General features: G+C 52.4%; 16 protein-coding genes. 10 read left to right on the top strand and 6 right to left on the bottom strand.

The window, feature by feature from the left end; translation table 11 throughout:
* Window positions 1-93 precede the first annotated feature (93 nt).
* Window positions 94-708 carry a pseudouridine synthase gene (locus MJO52_RS11425; protein ID WP_252081791.1) on the bottom strand — a complete coding sequence of 205 codons (615 nt, stop codon included), beginning with the start codon at window positions 706-708 and terminating at the stop codon, window positions 94-96.
* A 149-nt stretch (window positions 709-857) separates the two neighbouring features.
* Between MJO52_RS11425 and icd the strand changes: the two genes are divergently transcribed.
* On the top strand, window positions 858-2,108 hold the full coding sequence (gene icd, locus MJO52_RS11420; protein WP_252081790.1) for an NADP-dependent isocitrate dehydrogenase: 1,251 nt from the start codon (window positions 858-860) through the stop codon (window positions 2,106-2,108).
* 115 nt (window positions 2,109-2,223) lie between these two features.
* Here icd and cspD read toward each other — a convergent pair whose 3' ends face one another.
* On the bottom strand, window positions 2,224-2,532 hold the full coding sequence (cspD, locus tag MJO52_RS21295; protein WP_286036961.1) for a cold shock domain-containing protein CspD: 309 nt from the start codon (window positions 2,530-2,532) through the stop codon (window positions 2,224-2,226).
* Window positions 2,533-2,812: 280 nt separating this feature from the next.
* On the opposite strand from cspD, the gene clpS reads away from it, so the two are divergent.
* Together clpS and clpA are read left to right on the top strand one after the other, a co-directional pair.
* Entirely contained in the window at window positions 2,813-3,193 is a 381-nt protein-coding gene (clpS, locus tag MJO52_RS11410) for an ATP-dependent Clp protease adapter ClpS (RefSeq protein ID WP_252081789.1), read from the top strand.
* A gap of 134 nt (window positions 3,194-3,327) precedes the next feature.
* The gene (gene clpA, locus MJO52_RS11405) at window positions 3,328-5,613 is read left to right on the top strand and encodes an ATP-dependent Clp protease ATP-binding subunit ClpA (RefSeq protein ID WP_252081788.1); all 2,286 of its coding nucleotides are present in this window, start codon (window positions 3,328-3,330) and stop codon (window positions 5,611-5,613) included.
* Window positions 5,614-5,704: 91 nt separating this feature from the next.
* On the opposite strand, the gene infA is transcribed toward clpA, so the two are convergent.
* The 4 genes from infA to trxB form a co-directional block, all read right to left on the bottom strand.
* Complete coding sequence (infA, locus tag MJO52_RS11400; RefSeq protein ID WP_010130378.1) at window positions 5,705-5,923, bottom strand: translation initiation factor IF-1; 219 nt, start codon at window positions 5,921-5,923, stop codon at window positions 5,705-5,707.
* A gap of 126 nt (window positions 5,924-6,049) precedes the next feature.
* Window positions 6,050-6,769 (bottom strand): arginyltransferase, encoded by a 720-nt coding sequence (locus MJO52_RS11395; RefSeq protein WP_252081787.1) that lies wholly within the window; start codon window positions 6,767-6,769, stop codon window positions 6,050-6,052.
* The gene (aat, locus tag MJO52_RS11390) at window positions 6,762-7,481 is read right to left on the bottom strand and encodes a leucyl/phenylalanyl-tRNA--protein transferase (protein WP_252081786.1); all 720 of its coding nucleotides are present in this window, start codon (window positions 7,479-7,481) and stop codon (window positions 6,762-6,764) included. The genes MJO52_RS11395 and aat overlap by 8 nt, the downstream gene beginning before the upstream one ends.
* A gap of 69 nt (window positions 7,482-7,550) precedes the next feature.
* Entirely contained in the window at window positions 7,551-8,492 is a 942-nt protein-coding gene (gene trxB, locus MJO52_RS11385; protein WP_252081785.1) for a thioredoxin-disulfide reductase, read from the bottom strand.
* Between the two features lie 401 nt (window positions 8,493-8,893).
* Here trxB and MJO52_RS11380 point away from each other — a divergent pair, with 401 nt between their 5' ends.
* The 7 genes from MJO52_RS11380 (at window position 8,894) to cysG (ending at window position 17,624) form a co-directional block, all read left to right on the top strand.
* Window positions 8,894-9,931, top strand: coding sequence for a class I SAM-dependent methyltransferase (locus tag MJO52_RS11380; protein WP_252081784.1), 1,038 nt, complete (start codon window positions 8,894-8,896; stop codon window positions 9,929-9,931).
* Window positions 9,932-10,029: 98 nt separating this feature from the next.
* Window positions 10,030-12,372: a DNA translocase FtsK gene (locus tag MJO52_RS11375; protein ID WP_435583613.1), complete on the top strand. Its 2,343-nt coding sequence runs from the start codon at window positions 10,030-10,032 to the stop codon at window positions 12,370-12,372.
* A gap of 89 nt (window positions 12,373-12,461) precedes the next feature.
* Complete coding sequence (gene lolA / locus MJO52_RS11370) at window positions 12,462-13,073, top strand: outer membrane lipoprotein chaperone LolA (RefSeq protein WP_252081782.1); 612 nt, start codon at window positions 12,462-12,464, stop codon at window positions 13,071-13,073.
* The gene (locus MJO52_RS11365) at window positions 13,066-14,409 is read left to right on the top strand and encodes a replication-associated recombination protein A (RefSeq protein WP_252081781.1); all 1,344 of its coding nucleotides are present in this window, start codon (window positions 13,066-13,068) and stop codon (window positions 14,407-14,409) included. The genes lolA and MJO52_RS11365 overlap by 8 nt, the downstream gene beginning before the upstream one ends.
* A gap of 19 nt (window positions 14,410-14,428) precedes the next feature.
* The gene (gene crcB, locus MJO52_RS11360) at window positions 14,429-14,803 is read left to right on the top strand and encodes a fluoride efflux transporter CrcB (protein ID WP_252081780.1); all 375 of its coding nucleotides are present in this window, start codon (window positions 14,429-14,431) and stop codon (window positions 14,801-14,803) included.
* A 55-nt stretch (window positions 14,804-14,858) separates the two neighbouring features.
* Window positions 14,859-16,142 (top strand): serine--tRNA ligase, encoded by a 1,284-nt coding sequence (gene serS / locus MJO52_RS11355; protein WP_252081779.1) that lies wholly within the window; start codon window positions 14,859-14,861, stop codon window positions 16,140-16,142.
* Between the two features lie 90 nt (window positions 16,143-16,232).
* A complete protein-coding gene (cysG, locus tag MJO52_RS11350; RefSeq protein ID WP_252081778.1) occupies window positions 16,233-17,624 on the top strand; it encodes a siroheme synthase CysG in 1,392 nt (463 codons plus the stop codon).
* The last annotated feature ends 306 nt before the right edge of the window (window positions 17,625-17,930 follow it).

Genomic DNA, 17,930 nt, shown 5'->3' with positions numbered 1-17,930 from the left:
AGGACAGTCACTACTTCACTGGAATGGAAAGGGGGCGAATTTTACCTGTGAATCGGGCTTCTGACCAAGGCCGCTTTAATCTTGGGTTTTTGCTTATTGTCTCCGGCGAGGATGATTGCGCTTCTGAGGTGGCTTCGATTTGCCTTTGGGCCTTGGCTTAGGCGCAGAAAAAACCTCCTCCGAGCGGTGCTGCCCCGGCTGCAGAGTGCCGAGATTCCAATTGCCGATAGCCATTCGAACCAAGCGCAGGGTAGGGAAGCCAACCGCTGCGGTCATACGTCGCACCTGACGGTTTCTACCCTCGTGAATGATAAGTTCTACCCAGCTGGTGGGAATGGACTTGCGCTCTCGGATTGGGGGATTGCGCGGCCACAGGTCGACTTCGGAGAGTCTGCGGGCCTTAGCGGGCGCTGTGCGTCCATCCTTCAAATCTACACCTTTGCGCAGAAACATCAGGGCGTCATCTGAAATGTCCCCCTCTACCTGAGCCCAGTAAGTCTTCGCCATCTTTCTCTTCGGGTGGCTGATTTGATGTTGTAGCGCTCCATCATCTGTGAGTAGTAGAAGTCCCTCCGAGTCATAGTCGAGCCGACCCGCGGCATAGAAGCCCTTATGCGGGATATAGTCTGCCAGCGTGGCGCGACCCTGGGGGTCTGTGAATTGGCTTAACACGCCAAAAGGTTTGTTTAGGAGAATAATCTTGGGCATAAGAAAAATTGAGTATTGTAATCCAACTACAAAAATTAGCCGATGCTGCTATAATCCCGCCGATTTTTATCCCCGCCCAATGGTCCCGGGGGAGCGGTGCAAGCAACGCTGGACCTAAAAAGTCATAGAATTTTGGGAGTTTACGCAATATGGGTCACATCCAAGTGCCGGCAGACGGCGAAAAAGTTACAGTCAATTCCGACGGTTCGCTGAATGTTCCGAATCGCCCGGTAATTCCGTTCATCGAGGGTGACGGCATCGGTGTGGACATCACTCCGGTAATGCGCAAAGTAATCGACGCTGCGGTAGAGAAAGCTTTCAGCGGCGATAAGAAAATCGAGTGGATGGAAATCTACTGTGGTGAGAAAGCCGCAGAGACTTATGCTGGCGACTGGTTCCCAGCTGAAACTCTGGAAGCGATCAAAGATTACGTTGTCAGCATCAAAGGCCCTCTGACCACACCAGTGGGCGGCGGTTTCCGTTCCCTGAACGTTGCCCTGCGTCAGGAGCTGGACCTGTATGTATGTCAGCGTCCTGTTCGCTGGTTCAGCGGTGTACCTTCTCCGGTTAAAGAGCCGAACAAGGTAGACATGGTTATCTTCCGTGAAAACTCTGAAGATATCTACGCTGGTATCGAGTGGAAAGCTGATACCGACGAAGCCAAGAAAGTTATCAAGTTCCTGCAGGACGAGATGGGTGTTAAGAAAATCCGTTTTCCTGAGAACTGTGGTATCGGTGTTAAGCCGGTTTCTGCAGAGGGTACCAAGCGTCTCGTGCGCAAGGCTATTCAGTACGCTGTTGACCAGGATCGCGATTCCGTAACCCTGGTACACAAAGGCAACATCATGAAGTTCACCGAAGGTGCCTTCGCCGATTGGGGTTACGAACTGGCTCGCGACGAGTTTGGCGCTCAGCCGCTGGACGGCGGCCCCTGGCACAGCTTCAAGAACCCGAAGACTGGCAAGGAAATCGTTGTTAAGGATGTAATTGCTGACGCTATGCTGCAGCAGATCCTGCTGCGTCCGGCTGAGTACGACGTAATTGCTACCCTGAACCTAAACGGTGACTACCTGTCTGACGCGCTGGCTGCACAGGTTGGTGGTATCGGTATCGCTCCGGGCGCAAACCTGTCCGACGACGTTGCCCTGTTCGAAGCAACCCACGGTACTGCACCTAAGTACGCTGGCCAGGACAAGGTTAACCCGGGCTCTCTGATTCTTTCCGCTGAGATGATGCTGCGTCACCTGGGCTGGAACGAAGCTGCTGACCTGGTAATCAAGGGTATGGAAGGTGCTATCGAAGCGAAAACCGTAACCTACGATTTCGAGCGCCTGATGGATGGTGCTGAGCTGAAATCCTGCTCTGCGTTTGGTGACGAAGTGATCAAGCACATGGCCTAATTGGCTGATTTGGGGCTAGGTTTTTTAATCAACCTGGCCCTAGCTAGAAAAAGCCCTTTGCTTTGCAGCAAGGGGCTTTTTTGTTGGCGGGGTCTGCTTGTGCGGGCTTGCAGGGTTAGTCGAGCATCTCTGCCTCTTTTTCCCGCTCTGTTTCAGAGTGGTTGGGATCTGCAATAGCGGCCACTTTGGGGCTTTGGGGGCTAGGTGCGGTCTCTGCCGCCACTGCGGTGGAAATATTGGCGGCGTGATAGCCTTTGTCGCCTCTGACGATATCAAAGGTGACCTGTTGGCCGGCCTTTAGGGTTCGGTAGCCTTCCATCTGAATAGCGGAATAGTGCGCAAACAGATCCTCCCCTCCTTCATCTGCAAGAATAAACCCATATCCCTTAGCGTTGTTGAACCACTTCACGGTACCAGTAGGCATATCGAACTCCCTCTAATTGCCTGAGTGGCCAGTCGGCCACCTTACAGAGTTTTTATATTTATTTGACCTGCGGATTAATCGGCTGCGATCCTATCTGCGACTAACGGCTGTGAATGAGCAGGCACTACCTCTTGTAGTCAACTGCTATAGGAATGTCAAGAAACCGCGCTTGAGGCTGTGATCTCCCTGTGTCGTTGGTCAAATAAGGTTACAATGGCAGGTCATTTATGGTTGAGCATGCTGCACTATCAAGGCTCGATAGAACACATTGATAATTGTTATGAGTATTTTGCAGGTCATTAAACTAGGCTCCAGTGATTCTGGAGAAGACTATTTCGACGGTGAGGGTTCCGAGGGTGGGCTCGCACTGGAGGAGGCGCCGCCACGGCTCAAACGCCCGCCTATGTACAAGGTCATCATGTTGAACGATGACTACACCCCCATGGACTTTGTCGTAGAGACTCTGGAGTTGTTTTTTGGGGTTAACCGTGAGCGCGCCACACAGTTGATGTTGCAAGTACACACGCGGGGAAAAGCAGTGTGCGGTGTCTATACTCGGGATATAGCGGAGACAAAGGCCGCTCAGGTTAATCAGTTCGCCCAGGAGAATGAGCATCCACTATTGTGTGAGATTGAGGCGGACGAGAGTAAAGACGATTGATTGAAATTAAAGCTGCTTTAGCACAAGGGTCCCGTCACCTGAAGGGAATCAGCCAGGAGTTAGACGCCGGCAAAGGGTGCACGCCTACCAGCGGAGTCGGCGGGGAACATTGGCGATTAGGGTTTGAGGTTTAAATGCTCAGCAAGGACTTAGAGGTAACGCTCAATCTGGCGTTCAAGGGTGCACGAGCGAAGCGGCACGAATTCATGACTGTGGAGCACCTGTTACTGGCGCTTCTGGATAATGAGTCGGCTGCTGACGTGTTGCATGCCTGCGGGGCCGACCTGAGCGCACTGCGCCGCGAACTATTGGAGTTTGTGGACTCTACCACGCCGTTAATCCCAGAGGCGGACACCGATCGTGAAACTCAGCCCACATTGGGTTTTCAGAGGGTGTTGCAGAGGGCCGTTTTCCATGTTCAGTCATCGGGGAAAAAAGAGGTTACCGGTGCTAATGTGCTTGTGGCTATTTTCTGTGAGCAGGAAAGCCAAGCCGTTTATTATCTGAAGCAGCAGAGTGTTGCGCGTATCGATGTAGTCAATTACATCACCCACGGAATTTCCAGGGTCGGTTCCAGCGGCAACAATCACAATCACCACCACGGTTCAGATACCACCCAAGAGCAGGTGGAAGAGGAGATCAGCACAGGCTCTGAGCCTGGAGGTTCTGACCCTCTGGAGAGTTACGCGACCAACCTGAACCAAGAGGCTATCTTGGGGCGAATTGATCCCTTGGTAGGGCGAGGCCCCGAAGTAGAGAGAGTCACCCAGGTTCTTGCGCGGCGTCGCAAAAACAACCCCTTGTTGGTTGGAGAATCCGGAGTCGGTAAAACCGCAATCGCGGAGGGGTTGGCCCGACGAATAGTGGATGAGGATATCCCTGAGCCACTAAAAGAGAGCACTATTTACTCCCTCGACCTCGGTTCTCTACTCGCTGGTACCAAGTACCGTGGGGATTTTGAGAAACGTTTTAAAGCGCTGCTGGCAGAGCTGAAGAAGCGCGAGCATGCAGTCCTGTTTATTGATGAAATTCACACCATTATTGGAGCCGGCGCAGCATCCGGCGGCGTTATGGACGCCTCCAACCTGTTGAAACCGCTGCTGTCCAGCGGTCAGCTCCGCTGCATTGGCTCCACCACCTTTACCGAATATCGCGGCATTTTTGAGAAAGATCGTGCGCTTTCCCGTCGTTTTCAAAAGATCGATGTCAGTGAGCCATCGGTAGAGGAGACTGTGCAAATATTACAGGGGCTTCGGAGTTGTTTCGAAGACCATCATAAAGTTCGTTTCACTGACGCCGCCCTCGATGCCGCGGCTCAACTTTCCAGTCGCCATATCACCGAGCGCTTCCTGCCTGACAAGGCGATAGATGTAATTGATGAGGCCGGAGCTTTCCAATCGCTGTTGCCGGTTGAAGAGCGCACTGAGGTGATTGGTATCAGTGAAATCGAGTCGGTAATTGCCAAGATGGCCCGTATCCCGGCCAAGAGTGTCTCTGCTTCTGATAAAGAGCAGTTGTCCAAGCTTGATGACAACCTCAAGATGGTGGTATTTGGCCAGGATCGTGCAATTGAGGCGCTCAGTACGGCGATCAAGCTCAGCCGTGCTGGGTTGGGTGCTGAGGAGAAGCCCATAGGATCCTTCCTATTCTCTGGCCCCACAGGCGTTGGTAAGACTGAGCTCTGTCGTCAGCTGGCCAAGGTGATGGGAATTGAGTTAATCCGCTTCGATATGTCTGAGTATATGGAGCGACATACGGTTTCCCGTTTGATCGGTGCGCCACCGGGATATGTGGGTTTCGATCAGGGCGGCTTGCTGACTGATTCTGTGACTAAGCATCCGCATAGTGTGGTACTGCTCGATGAGATTGAGAAGGCTCACCCAGAAGTCTTCAATCTGCTTCTCCAGGTGATGGATCACGGAACTCTTACAGATAATAACGGCCGCAAGGCGGACTTCCGCAATGTCATATTAATTATGACCACTAATGCGGGCGCAGAGCTGATGAGTCGTCGGTCTATCGGCTTCTCCAGCCAGGATCACTCCTCCGATGGTATGGAGGAAATCAAAAAGATGTTTGCCCCAGAGTTCCGCAACCGCCTCGACAGTATTATCCAGTTTGGCTCTCTGCCACTGGATGTGGTTAAAACAGTAGTGGATAAGTTTATTGTCGAGTTGCAAGCGCAGCTAGATGACTCTCGTGTGACTCTGATCGTAGATGATGAGGCTCGCGAGTGGCTGGCTATTCGCGGTTACGATGAAAAAATGGGGGCTCGCCCGATGTCGCGTTTGATAAGAGACAAGCTGCGTAAGCCATTGGCTGAGTCAGTCTTGTTTGGTGAGTTGGCAGAGGAGGGGGGCCGCGTGGTGGTCGTCATAGAGAATGATGAACTCTCCATAAAAACGGCGGTTCCTGCCTAGCTCTACAAAAAAATACATCAAAAAAGCCACCGCAAGGTGGCTTTTTTGTGTCCAGGACAAATCACCTTAAGCTCTTTGCCTGGCGAGCGAATTAGCGGGCGCGGTAGGTGATGCGACCTTTGCTCAGGTCGTAGGGGGTGAGTTCCACTTTGACCTTATCGCCGGTGAGGATGCGAATGTAGTTTTTACGCATCTTTCCAGAGATGTGCGCAATGACCACGTGTCCGTTTTCCAGCTTTACGCGGAAAGTGGTATTTGGCAGGGTGTCGATCACCTCGCCTTCCATTTCAATATAATCGTCTTTTGCCATGCGGCAGCAACCTTCAAATAACTTGATCAGACCTTTACCCCGGAGGCAATCTTGCCTAGCCGTGGCTTGACGGGCGAGCATTTTGCACGAAAAGGCAGAATAGAGCAAAGGGCGCGTGCGTAGGAATTATAGAGATTTCAGGCTCCAGCGGTTCTCTGTGAGCATTTCAATGGGTTGGAACTGGCTTTTGTAGGCCATCTTATGGCATTTCTCTATCCAATAGCCCAAATACAGATTGGGAAGCCCTAATCTTCTGGCCCATTCAATTTGGTAGAGAATGCAGTAACTGCCCAGACTGCGCTTGTCCTCATCCGGGTCGAAGAAAGTATAGATGGCCGACAGGCCTGCAGTAAGCAGGTCGGTGACCGCCACTGCGACTAGGCGCCCACGTGCACGCAGCTCAATATAGCGAGTAGCTCCCCAGGCCGGGCTTAGGAAGCTGCGATACTGCTCGCGGCTCGGAGGGTACATTTCCCCATCGGCATGACGTTGCTCAATGTAGCGTGCATACAGCTCGTAATGCTCATCGGTGTCGATGGATTCGATATGAAAGATATCCAGGTCCTTATTGCGTTTCCAGCAGCGGCGCTGGTTGCGATCCGGTACAAAAAGGCCCACTGGTACACGGGCGGGCACACAGGCCCTGCATGTTGCGCATTGAGGTCGGTAGAGATAGGCCCCGCTACGACGAAAGCCCAGCTCTGAGAGGCGGTTGTAAAGGCGCTGGTCTACCTCTGTCTGCGGGTCCACAAATACCGTTGTAGCCTCCCTATCTGGTAGATAGCCACATGGGTGGGGCAGGGTTGCCAAAAGCCGGACCGAGTCTAGCTGAGAATATTTACCCATAAGTCCACGAAAGTTTCCAAGGCTGCGGAAAAGCGGGCTGTATAAGGCCGTCCTCCAGCAGGTGTTCGAAGTCCCTACGACACATTTCAACGGCCCCAAGACTACTCAGGTGGGGGTTGCTTACCTGGCAGTCGATCAGTGGGCACCCCCACAATTCTAATTGGCGAACGAGGTGGACAAAAGCGACTTTAGAAGCATCTGTCTCTCTGTGAAACATGGACTCACCAAAAAAAATACGGCCGATTGAGAGACCGTAAAGTCCACCGACCAGCCGACCCTCACGCCATACCTCAACGGAGTGGGCATGGCCCAGATGGTGCATGTCGATATAGGCCTCGGCCATCTCATCGGTAATCCAGGTGCCATCTTCAGAACTCCTGGGGAGGCGGCAACCCTCGATTACTTGTTCGAAGGCTTGGTCAAATGTGACTGAGAATATACCTCTGCGCAGGGTTTTACGCAGACTGCGGCCAATACGGAAGTCGCTGGGTATTACTACACAGCGCGGTGAGGGGCTCCACCAGAGGATAGGCTGGTCTTCGGAAAACCAGGGGAAGATACCTCGGCGATAGGCGGCCAACAACCATTCCGGGGAGAGATCTCCACCAGCTGCGAGGAGTCCATTGGGATCGTCTAGAGCAGTCTGGGTAGAAGGGAAATCTATATGATTGTGGTCGAGCCACATTAGGCGGCTTTGGGTATTCCTTGCCACAAACTGTTTCCTGTCCTGGGTCTGAGGAGGCCCGGGTAGCCTTGAGGCTACCCGGGTGAGAAGCAGTTGTTAGGCGTCGAGGAAACGCTCGGCGTCCAGGGCTGCCATACAGCCGGTTCCAGCGGAGGTGACCGCCTGACGGTAGATGTGATCAGACACATCGCCAGCTGCAAACACGCCGGGCACAGATGTCTGAGTGGCGTTACCCTCCAGGCCACTTTGCACGATGATATAGCCGTTATTCATTTCAAGCTGATCTTTAAAGATGTCGGTATTGGGCTTGTGGCCAATCGCGATAAATACACCAGCGGCCTCCAATTCCTTGGTGGAGTCATCCTGGGTGCTGCGAACGCGCAGGCCGGTTACTCCGTTGTCATCACCAAGAACCTCGTCGAGGGTGTGGTGAAAGCAAAGTTTGATATTGCCGTTTTCCACCTTCTCCATCAGACGATCCTGAAGAATTTTCTCGGCGCGAAGCTCGTCACGGCGGTGGATCAGGGTAACTTCACTGGCGATATTGGACAGGTATAGGGCCTCTTCTACTGCGGTATTACCACCGCCCACAACGGCTACTTTCTGATCGCGATAGAAGAAACCGTCACAGGTCGCACAGGCACTGACACCACGACCCTGGAAGGCTTCTTCAGACGGCAGGCCCAGGTATTGAGCGGAGGCACCAGTGGCGATGACTAGGGCGTCGCAGGTATAGGTTTCATTGCCCTTCAAAGTGAATGGGCGATTGTTCAGATCTACAGACTCGATGTGATCAAAAATAATCTGGGTGTCGAAGCGCTCGGCGTGTTGCTGCATTTGCACCATCAGGTCGGGGCCCTGCAGCTCGGGGATGCCACCGGGCCAGTTTTCAACTTCTGTAGTGGTGGTCAACTGCCCACCCTGTTGCATACCGGTAATAACAACGGGGTTCAAGTTTGCGCGGGCTGCGTAGATGGCTGCTGTGTAGCCTGCAGGGCCAGAACCGAGAATAATCAGTCGATGATGGTTGTTGCTCATGAAACTCTCTTTAAACCTGTCTGTGTGCAAAGTTTACCCAGAGAACTGGGAGTCCACCTAGCCGGCCATATTTTGATCAGCCAAAGCTATTAGATTGGCCGATATAATAGGCGAAAGTGACAATTCGACGAAATAGTTTGCCTCAATTTATGCCATTGGAAAGTGCTATTTAGATCGCTGCAGCGAGTCGACCCGGCTCTCACTATCCAGAAACGACATCAATAATTGAGAATAATTCATTGTTTTTATTGAATAAATTGCGATTTATTCGATGTGAAGTCCGCTCGGTACGACTTATAAAGTATTTGTATTTGGTCACAAGAGGGCTCGGAGGAGGTGTTTTCATCCTTTTGGTAGTTAGCCAAATTTGGGATGCATAACAACGGCCAAAGGGCGAAGCCATGAGGCAGGGCAGAAAAATAGTACCGTTGAATCTGGGCAGCAATTTGATTGGCCACCCCACATTTACCTTCAGTCTCAGTAATGAAGCACAGGTATTTGTGTCGGAAATCCTGGATGACACTTTCTCCTTGAGGCTTTCTGTCGATTTAGGGCCTGATGGTAGCCATATTGCCAGTTTGCATGGCCCTCCAGATTTAGTGGAGTTGTTCGCATCCCTGAAGCTGCAGGTCAGATGCGATATTGTGGCGGATGGGTACAATGTCCTTTCCCATGATGCTTTAGATGCCTTCGTGGCTTCACCCGAGTCGAAAGCAAAGCTACTCGAAGCGCTGGATCTCAGAGAGGGAAATAAAGTACTGGATTTAATGAGCGGCAGTGGCGCGGTCAGCCAGTTGCTGTTGGAGTATGGTGATAAAAAGTCAATGGGGCTCGCCCTCAGTATGTGCGATACCCACCACTCCCAGCTCAAGCGTATCAACTCAAAAGTGCGTGAAAGGGTTGTCGATGTTACTGTGGGTGATGCCAGGGCATTGCCTTATGAAAAGGAATCTTTTGATGCGGTGGTACTCAAAATGGGGCTGCACGAAGTGCCCCAGTTGGACCAACCGTTGGTAATGAGGAATGTCTTTCGGGTCCTGAAGCGAGGGGGGCGTTTTATTATTTGGCAATTGCTGCCGGCCTCCGGTGTGATACAGGATGTGTTTACAGATATCGTACGAAAAACCAGCATGTTGGCTGGTTGCGAATCTCAAGCATTCAACCGCTACTTCCCCAGGCAGGACCAGATATCCTGGCTGTTTAAAAGTGCTGGGTTCAGAGGGTGTGAGGAAATATTTCAGGCTGAATTCACTTACAGCACCCGAGCAAGCCTGGGTGCCGAGCTGGGTGGAGACTCCAGCAAACTAGAAATACTGAACAACTTTGCCCGCGACAGAGTGCCCCAAGAGTTAAGAGATTCGCTGTGTTGGCGGGATACTGGAGAGGATATCTCCCTTAAGATCCCGGCTTGTATATATCGCACATACAAACCAGCATAAATCAAAGATAATTAGGCCATCGAGGAAATCGCTCAAGTAGCGATTTCCGTTTGTTACAAGTACCAGAAAGCAACAACAAAGAATATTGAGGTAAGCCATTGAAGGCCGAAAGCGCAACCGGAGAAAATTCTGAAAAGAGCGGTGCTTTGCCGGATTCACTCGTCGCCCGTTTGGTCCGTGAGGGAGCATTAATCTGCCTGCTGGCAGGGGCACTATTAATGGCTATCAGCCTGCTCAGTTACGATTCCCAAGATCCAGGTTGGTCCCATACCGGGCAGGTAGGAAAAATTCACAATGCCATCGGTCCTGCAGGCGCCTGGCTTGCCGATGTATGCCTTTCGCTATTGGGTTGGATGGCCTATCTGTTTCCCCTGTTGATTGGCTTGCGTGCTTATAAAATCTTACGCGACCGCAATGCACGTTTCCATGCTCCCCTGTTTGCGCTGAGAGTCTTTGGTCTGTTCCTTCTGTTAATTAGTGGTGCCGCTTTGGCGACACTATGTTTCTCTCCCGCTGACGATCCTCTGCCTTTCACAAACGGCGGAATCATTGGAGACGCGCTATCAAGTTCTCTTCAGGGAAGTCTTGGTTATGTTGGTGGGACCATTTTATTGTTGGCGATTTTTGCCATTGGTGTCACGGTATTCACAGGCCTTTCATGGCTCAAGTTGGCCGAGTCCATTGGTCGTAATGTGTTAGGGCTTATCGCCTGGTTGAGCAGTTACTACAAGCAATGGCGCCTGAAGCGCACAGAACAGCGCGTGGCGCGGGAAGCCATAGTCGTGCGCAAAGCCGCAGTGGAAGAAGAGAAGCAGCGCACCGCCAAGCGAATTCCCCCTAAGATTGAAGCGGCTCCAGTAAAGCCCAAGCAGAGCCCCCGTGCGGCTAAAGAAAAGCAAGGCGAATTATTCAAGGGCGGGCCTGTTACAGGAACATTGCCACCTTTAGGCTTGCTTGATCCTTCCGATCAAAATAAGAAACCGGGCTTTTCCCGGGAATCCCTCGAAGCCCTGTCGCGCTTATTGGAGCTGAAGCTTAAAGATTTTGGTGTGGTAGCCGAAGTTGTATCGGTATTGCCTGGTCCGGTGGTGACCCGCTTTGAGATCCAACCGGCGCCGGGTGTAAAGGTGAGTAAGATTTCAAACTTGGCCAAAGACCTGGCCCGATCTTTGGCGGTAATCAGTGTCCGCGTAGTGGAGGTGATCCCGGGGAAATCGGTGGTGGGTATTGAAATTCCCAATGAAAATCGACAAATGGTACGTCTTAGTGAAGTGCTGTCCGCCGATGTCTATGAGAATGCCAAATCACCCCTGACATTGGCACTTGGGCACGATATTTCCGGCCAACCGGTAGTGGCCGATCTCGCCAAGATGCCCCACCTCCTGGTCGCCGGTACCACTGGATCTGGTAAGTCTGTGGGCATCAATGTGATGTTGCTCAGCCTTTTGTACAAGTCTACTCCGGATGAGGTTCGCCTGATCTTGGTGGATCCGAAGATGTTGGAGCTATCGGTGTACGAGGGTATTCCCCACTTACTCACCCCGGTGATCACCGATATGAACGATGCGGCCAATGGTTTGCGTTGGTGTGTGGGCGAGATGGAGCGCCGTTATAAATTGATGGCGGCGATGGGAGTGCGCAATCTAGCGGGCTTTAATCGCAAGATAAAAGAGGCAGAGGAAGCTGGTGAGCCGATTTTAGATCCACTGTGGGAACCGGATCCTGCTTCCAGCGTTCCGGCTGAAGAGCAAACCGCTCCTGCACTTAAGGCACTGCCCGCAATCGTGGTTGTTATTGATGAATTTGCCGACATGATGATGATCGTTGGCAAGAAGGTGGAGCAGCTGATTGCCCGTATCGCACAGAAAGCCCGTGCTGCGGGGATTCATTTGCTGTTAGCTACTCAACGACCCTCAGTGGATGTGATTACCGGATTGATCAAGGCCAATGTGCCTACCCGTATCGGTTTCCAGGTTTCTTCCAAGGTGGATTCCCGCACAATCCTAGACCAGGGCGGTGCCGAACAGCTGCTCGGTCACGGCGATATGCTCTACCTCCCTCCGGGCAGTGGGGTACCAGTGCGGGTTCATGGCGCCTTTGTGGACGATCATGAAGTGCATAAAGTTGTCGCGGACTGGACGCGGCGCGGAGAACCTGAATATATCGACGGCATTGTTGATGACAGCAACAACAGTATTCCAGTGCCTGGCCTGCAGTCTGAGGGCGGTGATGAAGATGACCCTGAGGCTGATGCTCTTTACGATGAAGCGGTAGCCTTTGTCACCAAATCGCGCAAAGCGTCCATCTCTTCAGTTCAGCGCCAGCTTCGCATCGGCTACAATCGCGCCGCGCGAATTATCGATGCCATGGAGGCTGCCGGAGTTGTTTCACCGGCGGGGCATAATGGCAACCGTGAGGTACTGGCTCCGCCTCCAGCCTAAATAAGGAGGGGCGGCGCCATCCAAAGTTAAGCTGCGGTTCACTTCCCGCTGACTAATCTTTAGGGAAATCAACATACTGGAAATCAATGATGAAGAATATTCTGCGCAACTTCCTGCTGGTATTGACCGTTGCAAGCAGTGCAGTCTGGGCCGATGCTACAGAAGAGCTCGGCAAACTCCTGCAACCGTTGTCTTCCCTTTCAGGAAACTTTAAGCAAACGCTGATTGATGAGCGCGGTAAGGTATCGCAAAAAAGCAATGGGAGTTTTTCAGTACAGCGGCCAGGCAAGTTGCGCTGGAAAACCGGCGAGCCATACGCCCAGTTATTGGTAACGAATAATAAAACCCTTTGGCTCTATGATCCGGATCTTGAGCAAGTCACTATACGCCCGGTGGATGAGCGAATGAAAGAGACCCCAGCTTTACTACTCGGCGGTAAGGTTGAGGATATTCGTAAATCTTTCGATGTGGCTTTAAAAGATGGTATTTATCAGCTGACGCCAAAAAATCCAAAGGCGCCGTTCAAGTCTATGGAAATCCGCTTTGCTAAAGATGGTCTGCCGTCTGCTATGAAAGTGCGCGACAGTATGGGGCAGACAACGGAGATTGTTTTCAACAATATGAAAGCAAACCCGAAACTTTCCGAGTCCATCTTTAATTTCAAGCCGCCCGCTGGTACAGACATAATCAAAGATGAGTGACCTGTTTCAAGCCCCGCAACGGCATCAGCCGCTGGCCGCAAGAATGCGGCCTAATTCTCTGGCCCACTATGTGGGCCAATCGCATTTATTGGGAAAGGGAAAGCCGTTGCGGGAAGCGGTTGAGCGCGGCCAGCTGCACTCAATGATCCTGTGGGGACCACCAGGAGTCGGCAAAACCACATTTGCCCGGCTGTTAGCCGAGGAGTGTGATGCGCGCTTTGCTACCCTTTCAGCGGTGTTGGCGGGGGTGAAGGATATTCGGCAGGCAGTGGCAGAGGCCGAGCAACAGCGCATGCAGTCAGGCCGCAATACCATTCTTTTTGTCGACGAAGTACATCGTTTTAATAAGGCGCAGCAGGATGCCTTCTTGCCCTATGTAGAAGAGGGCACGGTGACTTTTGTTGGTGCTACAACCGAAAACCCGGCTTTTGAGCTGAACAATGCCCTCCTATCCCGCTGCCGTGTGTATCTACTGCGCAGTATTCCCGAAGAAGATCTAATCGGGCTGCTTGGGTATGCTCAGCAGACGGATGATCAACTGCGCGAGCGCAATGTTTATATCCCAAAAGAAGTTTTGGCTAAAATTGCCCACGCGGCCGATGGGGATGCGCGCAGTGCCCTGAACCTGCTGGAAGTCGCCTGCGATTTGGCCAGGGAGGAGGGTGGTAGGTTGCTGGTCGATGAGGATGTGCTCAGTGAAGTACTCAGCGCTGACGTGCGTCGATTTGACAAGGGCGGTGATTATTTTTATGACCAAATTTCCGCCATGCATAAATCGGTACGGGGTTCCGACCCCGATGCCGCGCTTTATTGGTTTGTGCGCATGCTCGATGGTGGTTGTGATCCCTTATATGTCGCCCGCCGGGTAGTGCGAATGGCCAGTGAAGATATTGGCAATGCCGACCCGCGAGCATTGCAATTGGCTCTTAATGCCTGGGATGTACAGGAGCGTCTCGGTAGTCCCGAAGGAGAGCTGGCCATTGCGCAGGCAATTACCTATCTTGCTGTCGCGGCGAAAAGTAACGCAGTTTATAGCGCTTATAAGCGTGCAGTGGCGGATGTGCGTCGTGATCCCAGCTACGAGGTGCCGGTGCATTTGCGCAATGCCCCCACGAAGTTGGCGAAAAGTTTGTCGCATGGGGCCGAGTACCGCTATGCCCACGATGAGCCAGATGCTTTCGCCGCCGGGGAAAACTACTTCCCTGAAGAAATTGCGGATAGAGAGTATTACCAGCCGGTTCCCCGTGGGCTGGAGTTAAAAATTTCCGAAAAGTTGCAAGTGTTGCGCCGGCTTAACAGTGAGAGTGAGCAGCAACGCTATAAGAAGAAACCGTAAGGATTTAAGGTAAAAGACCATGCAGTGGCTGGCCATCGCCATAGGTGGTGCCTTGGGGGCAATACTTCGTCACCAGATAAGCATCTGGAGCTATCCGGTATTCAGTGGGAAGTTCCCGCTGGGTACGTTGATCGTGAATGTGCTTGGATCATTTCTGATTGGCATCGCCTACATTTTGATCACCCATAGAGCAATGCTCGGAGAGGAGTGGCGCCTGCTAATCATGACAGGAATGTTCGGTGCACTGACCACCTTTTCCACTTTCTCCCTAGAAAGCTTGATACTGTGGCACAATGGCCAACCTTTGATGGCCCTTGGCTATATTGTCGGCAGTCTTATTTGCTGTCTGGCGGCCACGGGAGCCGCGGTCGCCTTAGCGACGCGTTATTTTTAACCAATATTTATTTTAATTCTGTTGTAGGAGCCTGATTACAGGCGAACTGGAAACGATGCTCGATCCCAAACTGATTCGCACGGATATGGACCAAGTGGCCGCGGCCCTGAAAAAACGCGGTGTGGAACTGGATACTGCCAAACTGGAAGCCCTCGAGGAGCGCCGTAAAGAGCTGCAGGTGCGCACCGAGAGTTTGCAAAACGAGCGCAATAGCAAGTCGAAAAATATCGGGCGAGCTAAGGCCTCCGGAGAAGATATTGCTCCGCTGCTCAAAGAAGTCGAGTCCCTCGGGGGCGAGTTACAAAATGCCAAGCAGGCGCTGTCTGAGTTGCAAGAAGAGTTGGATGCGATTCTGTCCGCAATTCCCAACCTGCCGGATGCTTCGGTGCCCGAAGGCGAGAGCGAAGATGACAATGTGGAAGTACGTCGCTGGGGTCAGCCCCGTAGCTTCGATTTTGAGATCAAAGACCATGTAGATCTCGGTTCCCAGCTCGGCGGTCTCGATTTTGAGATGGCGGTAAAACTTACCGGATCGCGCTTTGCTGTGATGTCCGGTGAAGTAGCGTGTTTACACCGTGCTCTCGCCCAATTCATGCTCGATACGCACATTGAGGAGCATGGTTATAAAGAAACTAACGTACCGGTGATCGTCAATGGTGATTCCCTGTATGGAACCTCGCAGCTGCCAAAGTTCGAGGAGGATCTGTTTAAGCTGACCGATGAGCGTGGCTTCTATCTGATCCCGACAGCAGAAGTGCCTCTCACTAATATGTATCGCGATCATATTGTCGAGGACAGCGATTCTTTGCCGCACAAGCTGGTCGCGCATACAACCTGCTTCCGTTCTGAGGCCGGTTCACACGGCCGTGACACTCGCGGCATGATTCGCCAGCACCAGTTTGAAAAAGTGGAATTGGTGTGGGCGGCGCGCCCAGACCAGTCCGAGGAAGCGCTGGAGACCCTTACCAAAAATGCTGAGGCGATCCTGCAAAAGCTGAACCTGCCTTACCGCACTGTAGTGTTGTGTGGTGGTGATATTGGTTTCGCTGCGCGCAGGACTTACGATATCGAAGTCTGGATTCCCTCTCAGGACAAGTACCGCGAAATCTCTTCCTGCTCCCTGGTGGGTGACTTCCAGGCTCGCCGTATGAAGGCGCGTTGGCGCAACCCGGAAACCGGCAAGCCGGAATTGTTACACACACTGAATGGCTCCGGCTTGGCAGTAGGGCGCACCTTGATTGCAGTGCTGGAAAACTACCAACGCGAGGATGGCAGTATCGAGGTCCCTGAAGCGCTGCGCCCTTATATGCGTGGTCAGGAAGTAATCTCCGCTGCCTGAGCGCAGTGACTTAAAAGGGCGAACGTTATGTTCGCCTTTTTTCTTTTCTGGGTAAAATACTACCCGACTGCTTGTTTGATGGATTAATCAGTGCGTTATCTTCCTCTTGCATTCGATGTAAAAAATCGCCCCAGCTTAATCGTTGGCGGAGGCTCCATTGCCACACGAAAGGCCCGCTTGCTGCAAAAGGCGGGGGCTCGGATTCTGGTGGTATCCCCGGATATCACGGAAGAATTACTCCGGATTGTGGTTGACTCTGATGGAAAGTGGCATCGGGTAACTTATTCTGTTGAGCATTTGGATCTGGCCGACTTGGTGATTGCGGCAACGAGCAGTTCTGAGGTCAATGGCTGTGTATCCAGGGATGCGCAGAGGCGCCGCTTGCCGGTAAATGCAGTGGATGCCCCGGAATTGTGCACTTTTACTTTCCCTGCAATTGTCGAACGTGGCGATCTATCCATCGGGATCAGTAGTGGTGGTGCGGCCCCAGTTCTTGCCCGTCGGATTCGCGCCCAGCTTGAGGCATTGCTTTCCCCTGGGCTCGCATCATTGGTTGATTTCGCTTCGCGTATGCGCTCACAGGTGAAGCAGGCATTGCCGGAGGCGCGGCGTAAGAATTTTTGGGAATGGGTCTTTGCTGGGCCTGTTGCCCGTCGGGTGGAAGCGGGCCAGCTGGCGGATGCAGAGAGGGAATTCTTGGGCGCGTTGCAAGACTGGCAGGGGAGCCCCAGCCCGATTGGAGAAGTTTATTTGGTTGGGGGTGGCCCCGGGGATCCAGATTTATTAACTTTCCGCGCGTTGCGACTGATGCAGCAAGCGGATGTGGTGCTGTACGACCGCCTGGTTTCTCCAGAAGTTATGGACTTGGTCCGAAGAGATGCCGAGCGTATTTATGTCGGCAAAAAAAAGGCATTTCATGCCGTACCCCAGGATGATATCAACCAGTTACTGGTTGATCTGGCCATGCAGGGAAAGAAAGTTCTGCGCCTGAAAGGTGGTGATCCCTTTATTTTTGGGCGAGGTGGAGAGGAGATCGACAAACTGGCTGACGCCTCAATTCCTTTTCAGGTGGTACCGGGAATAACCGCTGCAGCGGGGTGTGCTAGCTATGCGGGGATTCCGCTGACTCATCGAGATCATGCACAGTCGGTACGCTTTATTACGGGCCATTTAAAAGAAGGTAGTCTCGACCTGCCATGGAAAGAGCTGGCTTCCGGTAGCCAAACCCTGGTTTTTTATATGGGATTAACGGGCCTGCAAACAATATGTACAGAGCTGGTTCAGCATGGCCTACCGACGGCCACGCCAGCGGCGCTGATTGAAAAAGGCACTACCAAGGCACAAAGGGTGATCATCGGTGATCTCAACACGCTTCCCACACTTGCCAAAGAAAAAGCTGTACGGGCGCCTACACTCACCATCATTGGTGGTGTGGTGGGGCTGCATAAAAAACTCAGCTGGTACCAATCCAGCGAGCGCTAAATGGGCTCTGGCAGGCTAATTACTATTGTGCAGGCCTGAAACTACCTAGGTAAGACCTATACTGAGAAGGTCTTTCCGTCAGGTATTTGTGTCATGCTGCTGACGATAATTTGCTTTTATTGCACTAATTTTGTGCGATTCTTTCTTCCGCAACAGCCCGAGTTTCCACAAATTGGCCTATTAAGTCACGACTCCCGCCGCTATAGATACCAATATCGCCAAAAGAAGGCGTTGGTACGCTGGCTATGGATAGTGGTTTCTCTGGTTATGCTGTGCTTTCCACTTTTACCTTTAGTGGTTGGCCTA

The sequence above is a fragment of the Microbulbifer variabilis genome (assembly GCF_023716485.1).
Lineage (GTDB): Bacteria > Pseudomonadota > Gammaproteobacteria > Pseudomonadales > Cellvibrionaceae > Microbulbifer > Microbulbifer variabilis_B.
This window is presented reverse-complemented; position numbering and strand designations above follow the sequence as displayed.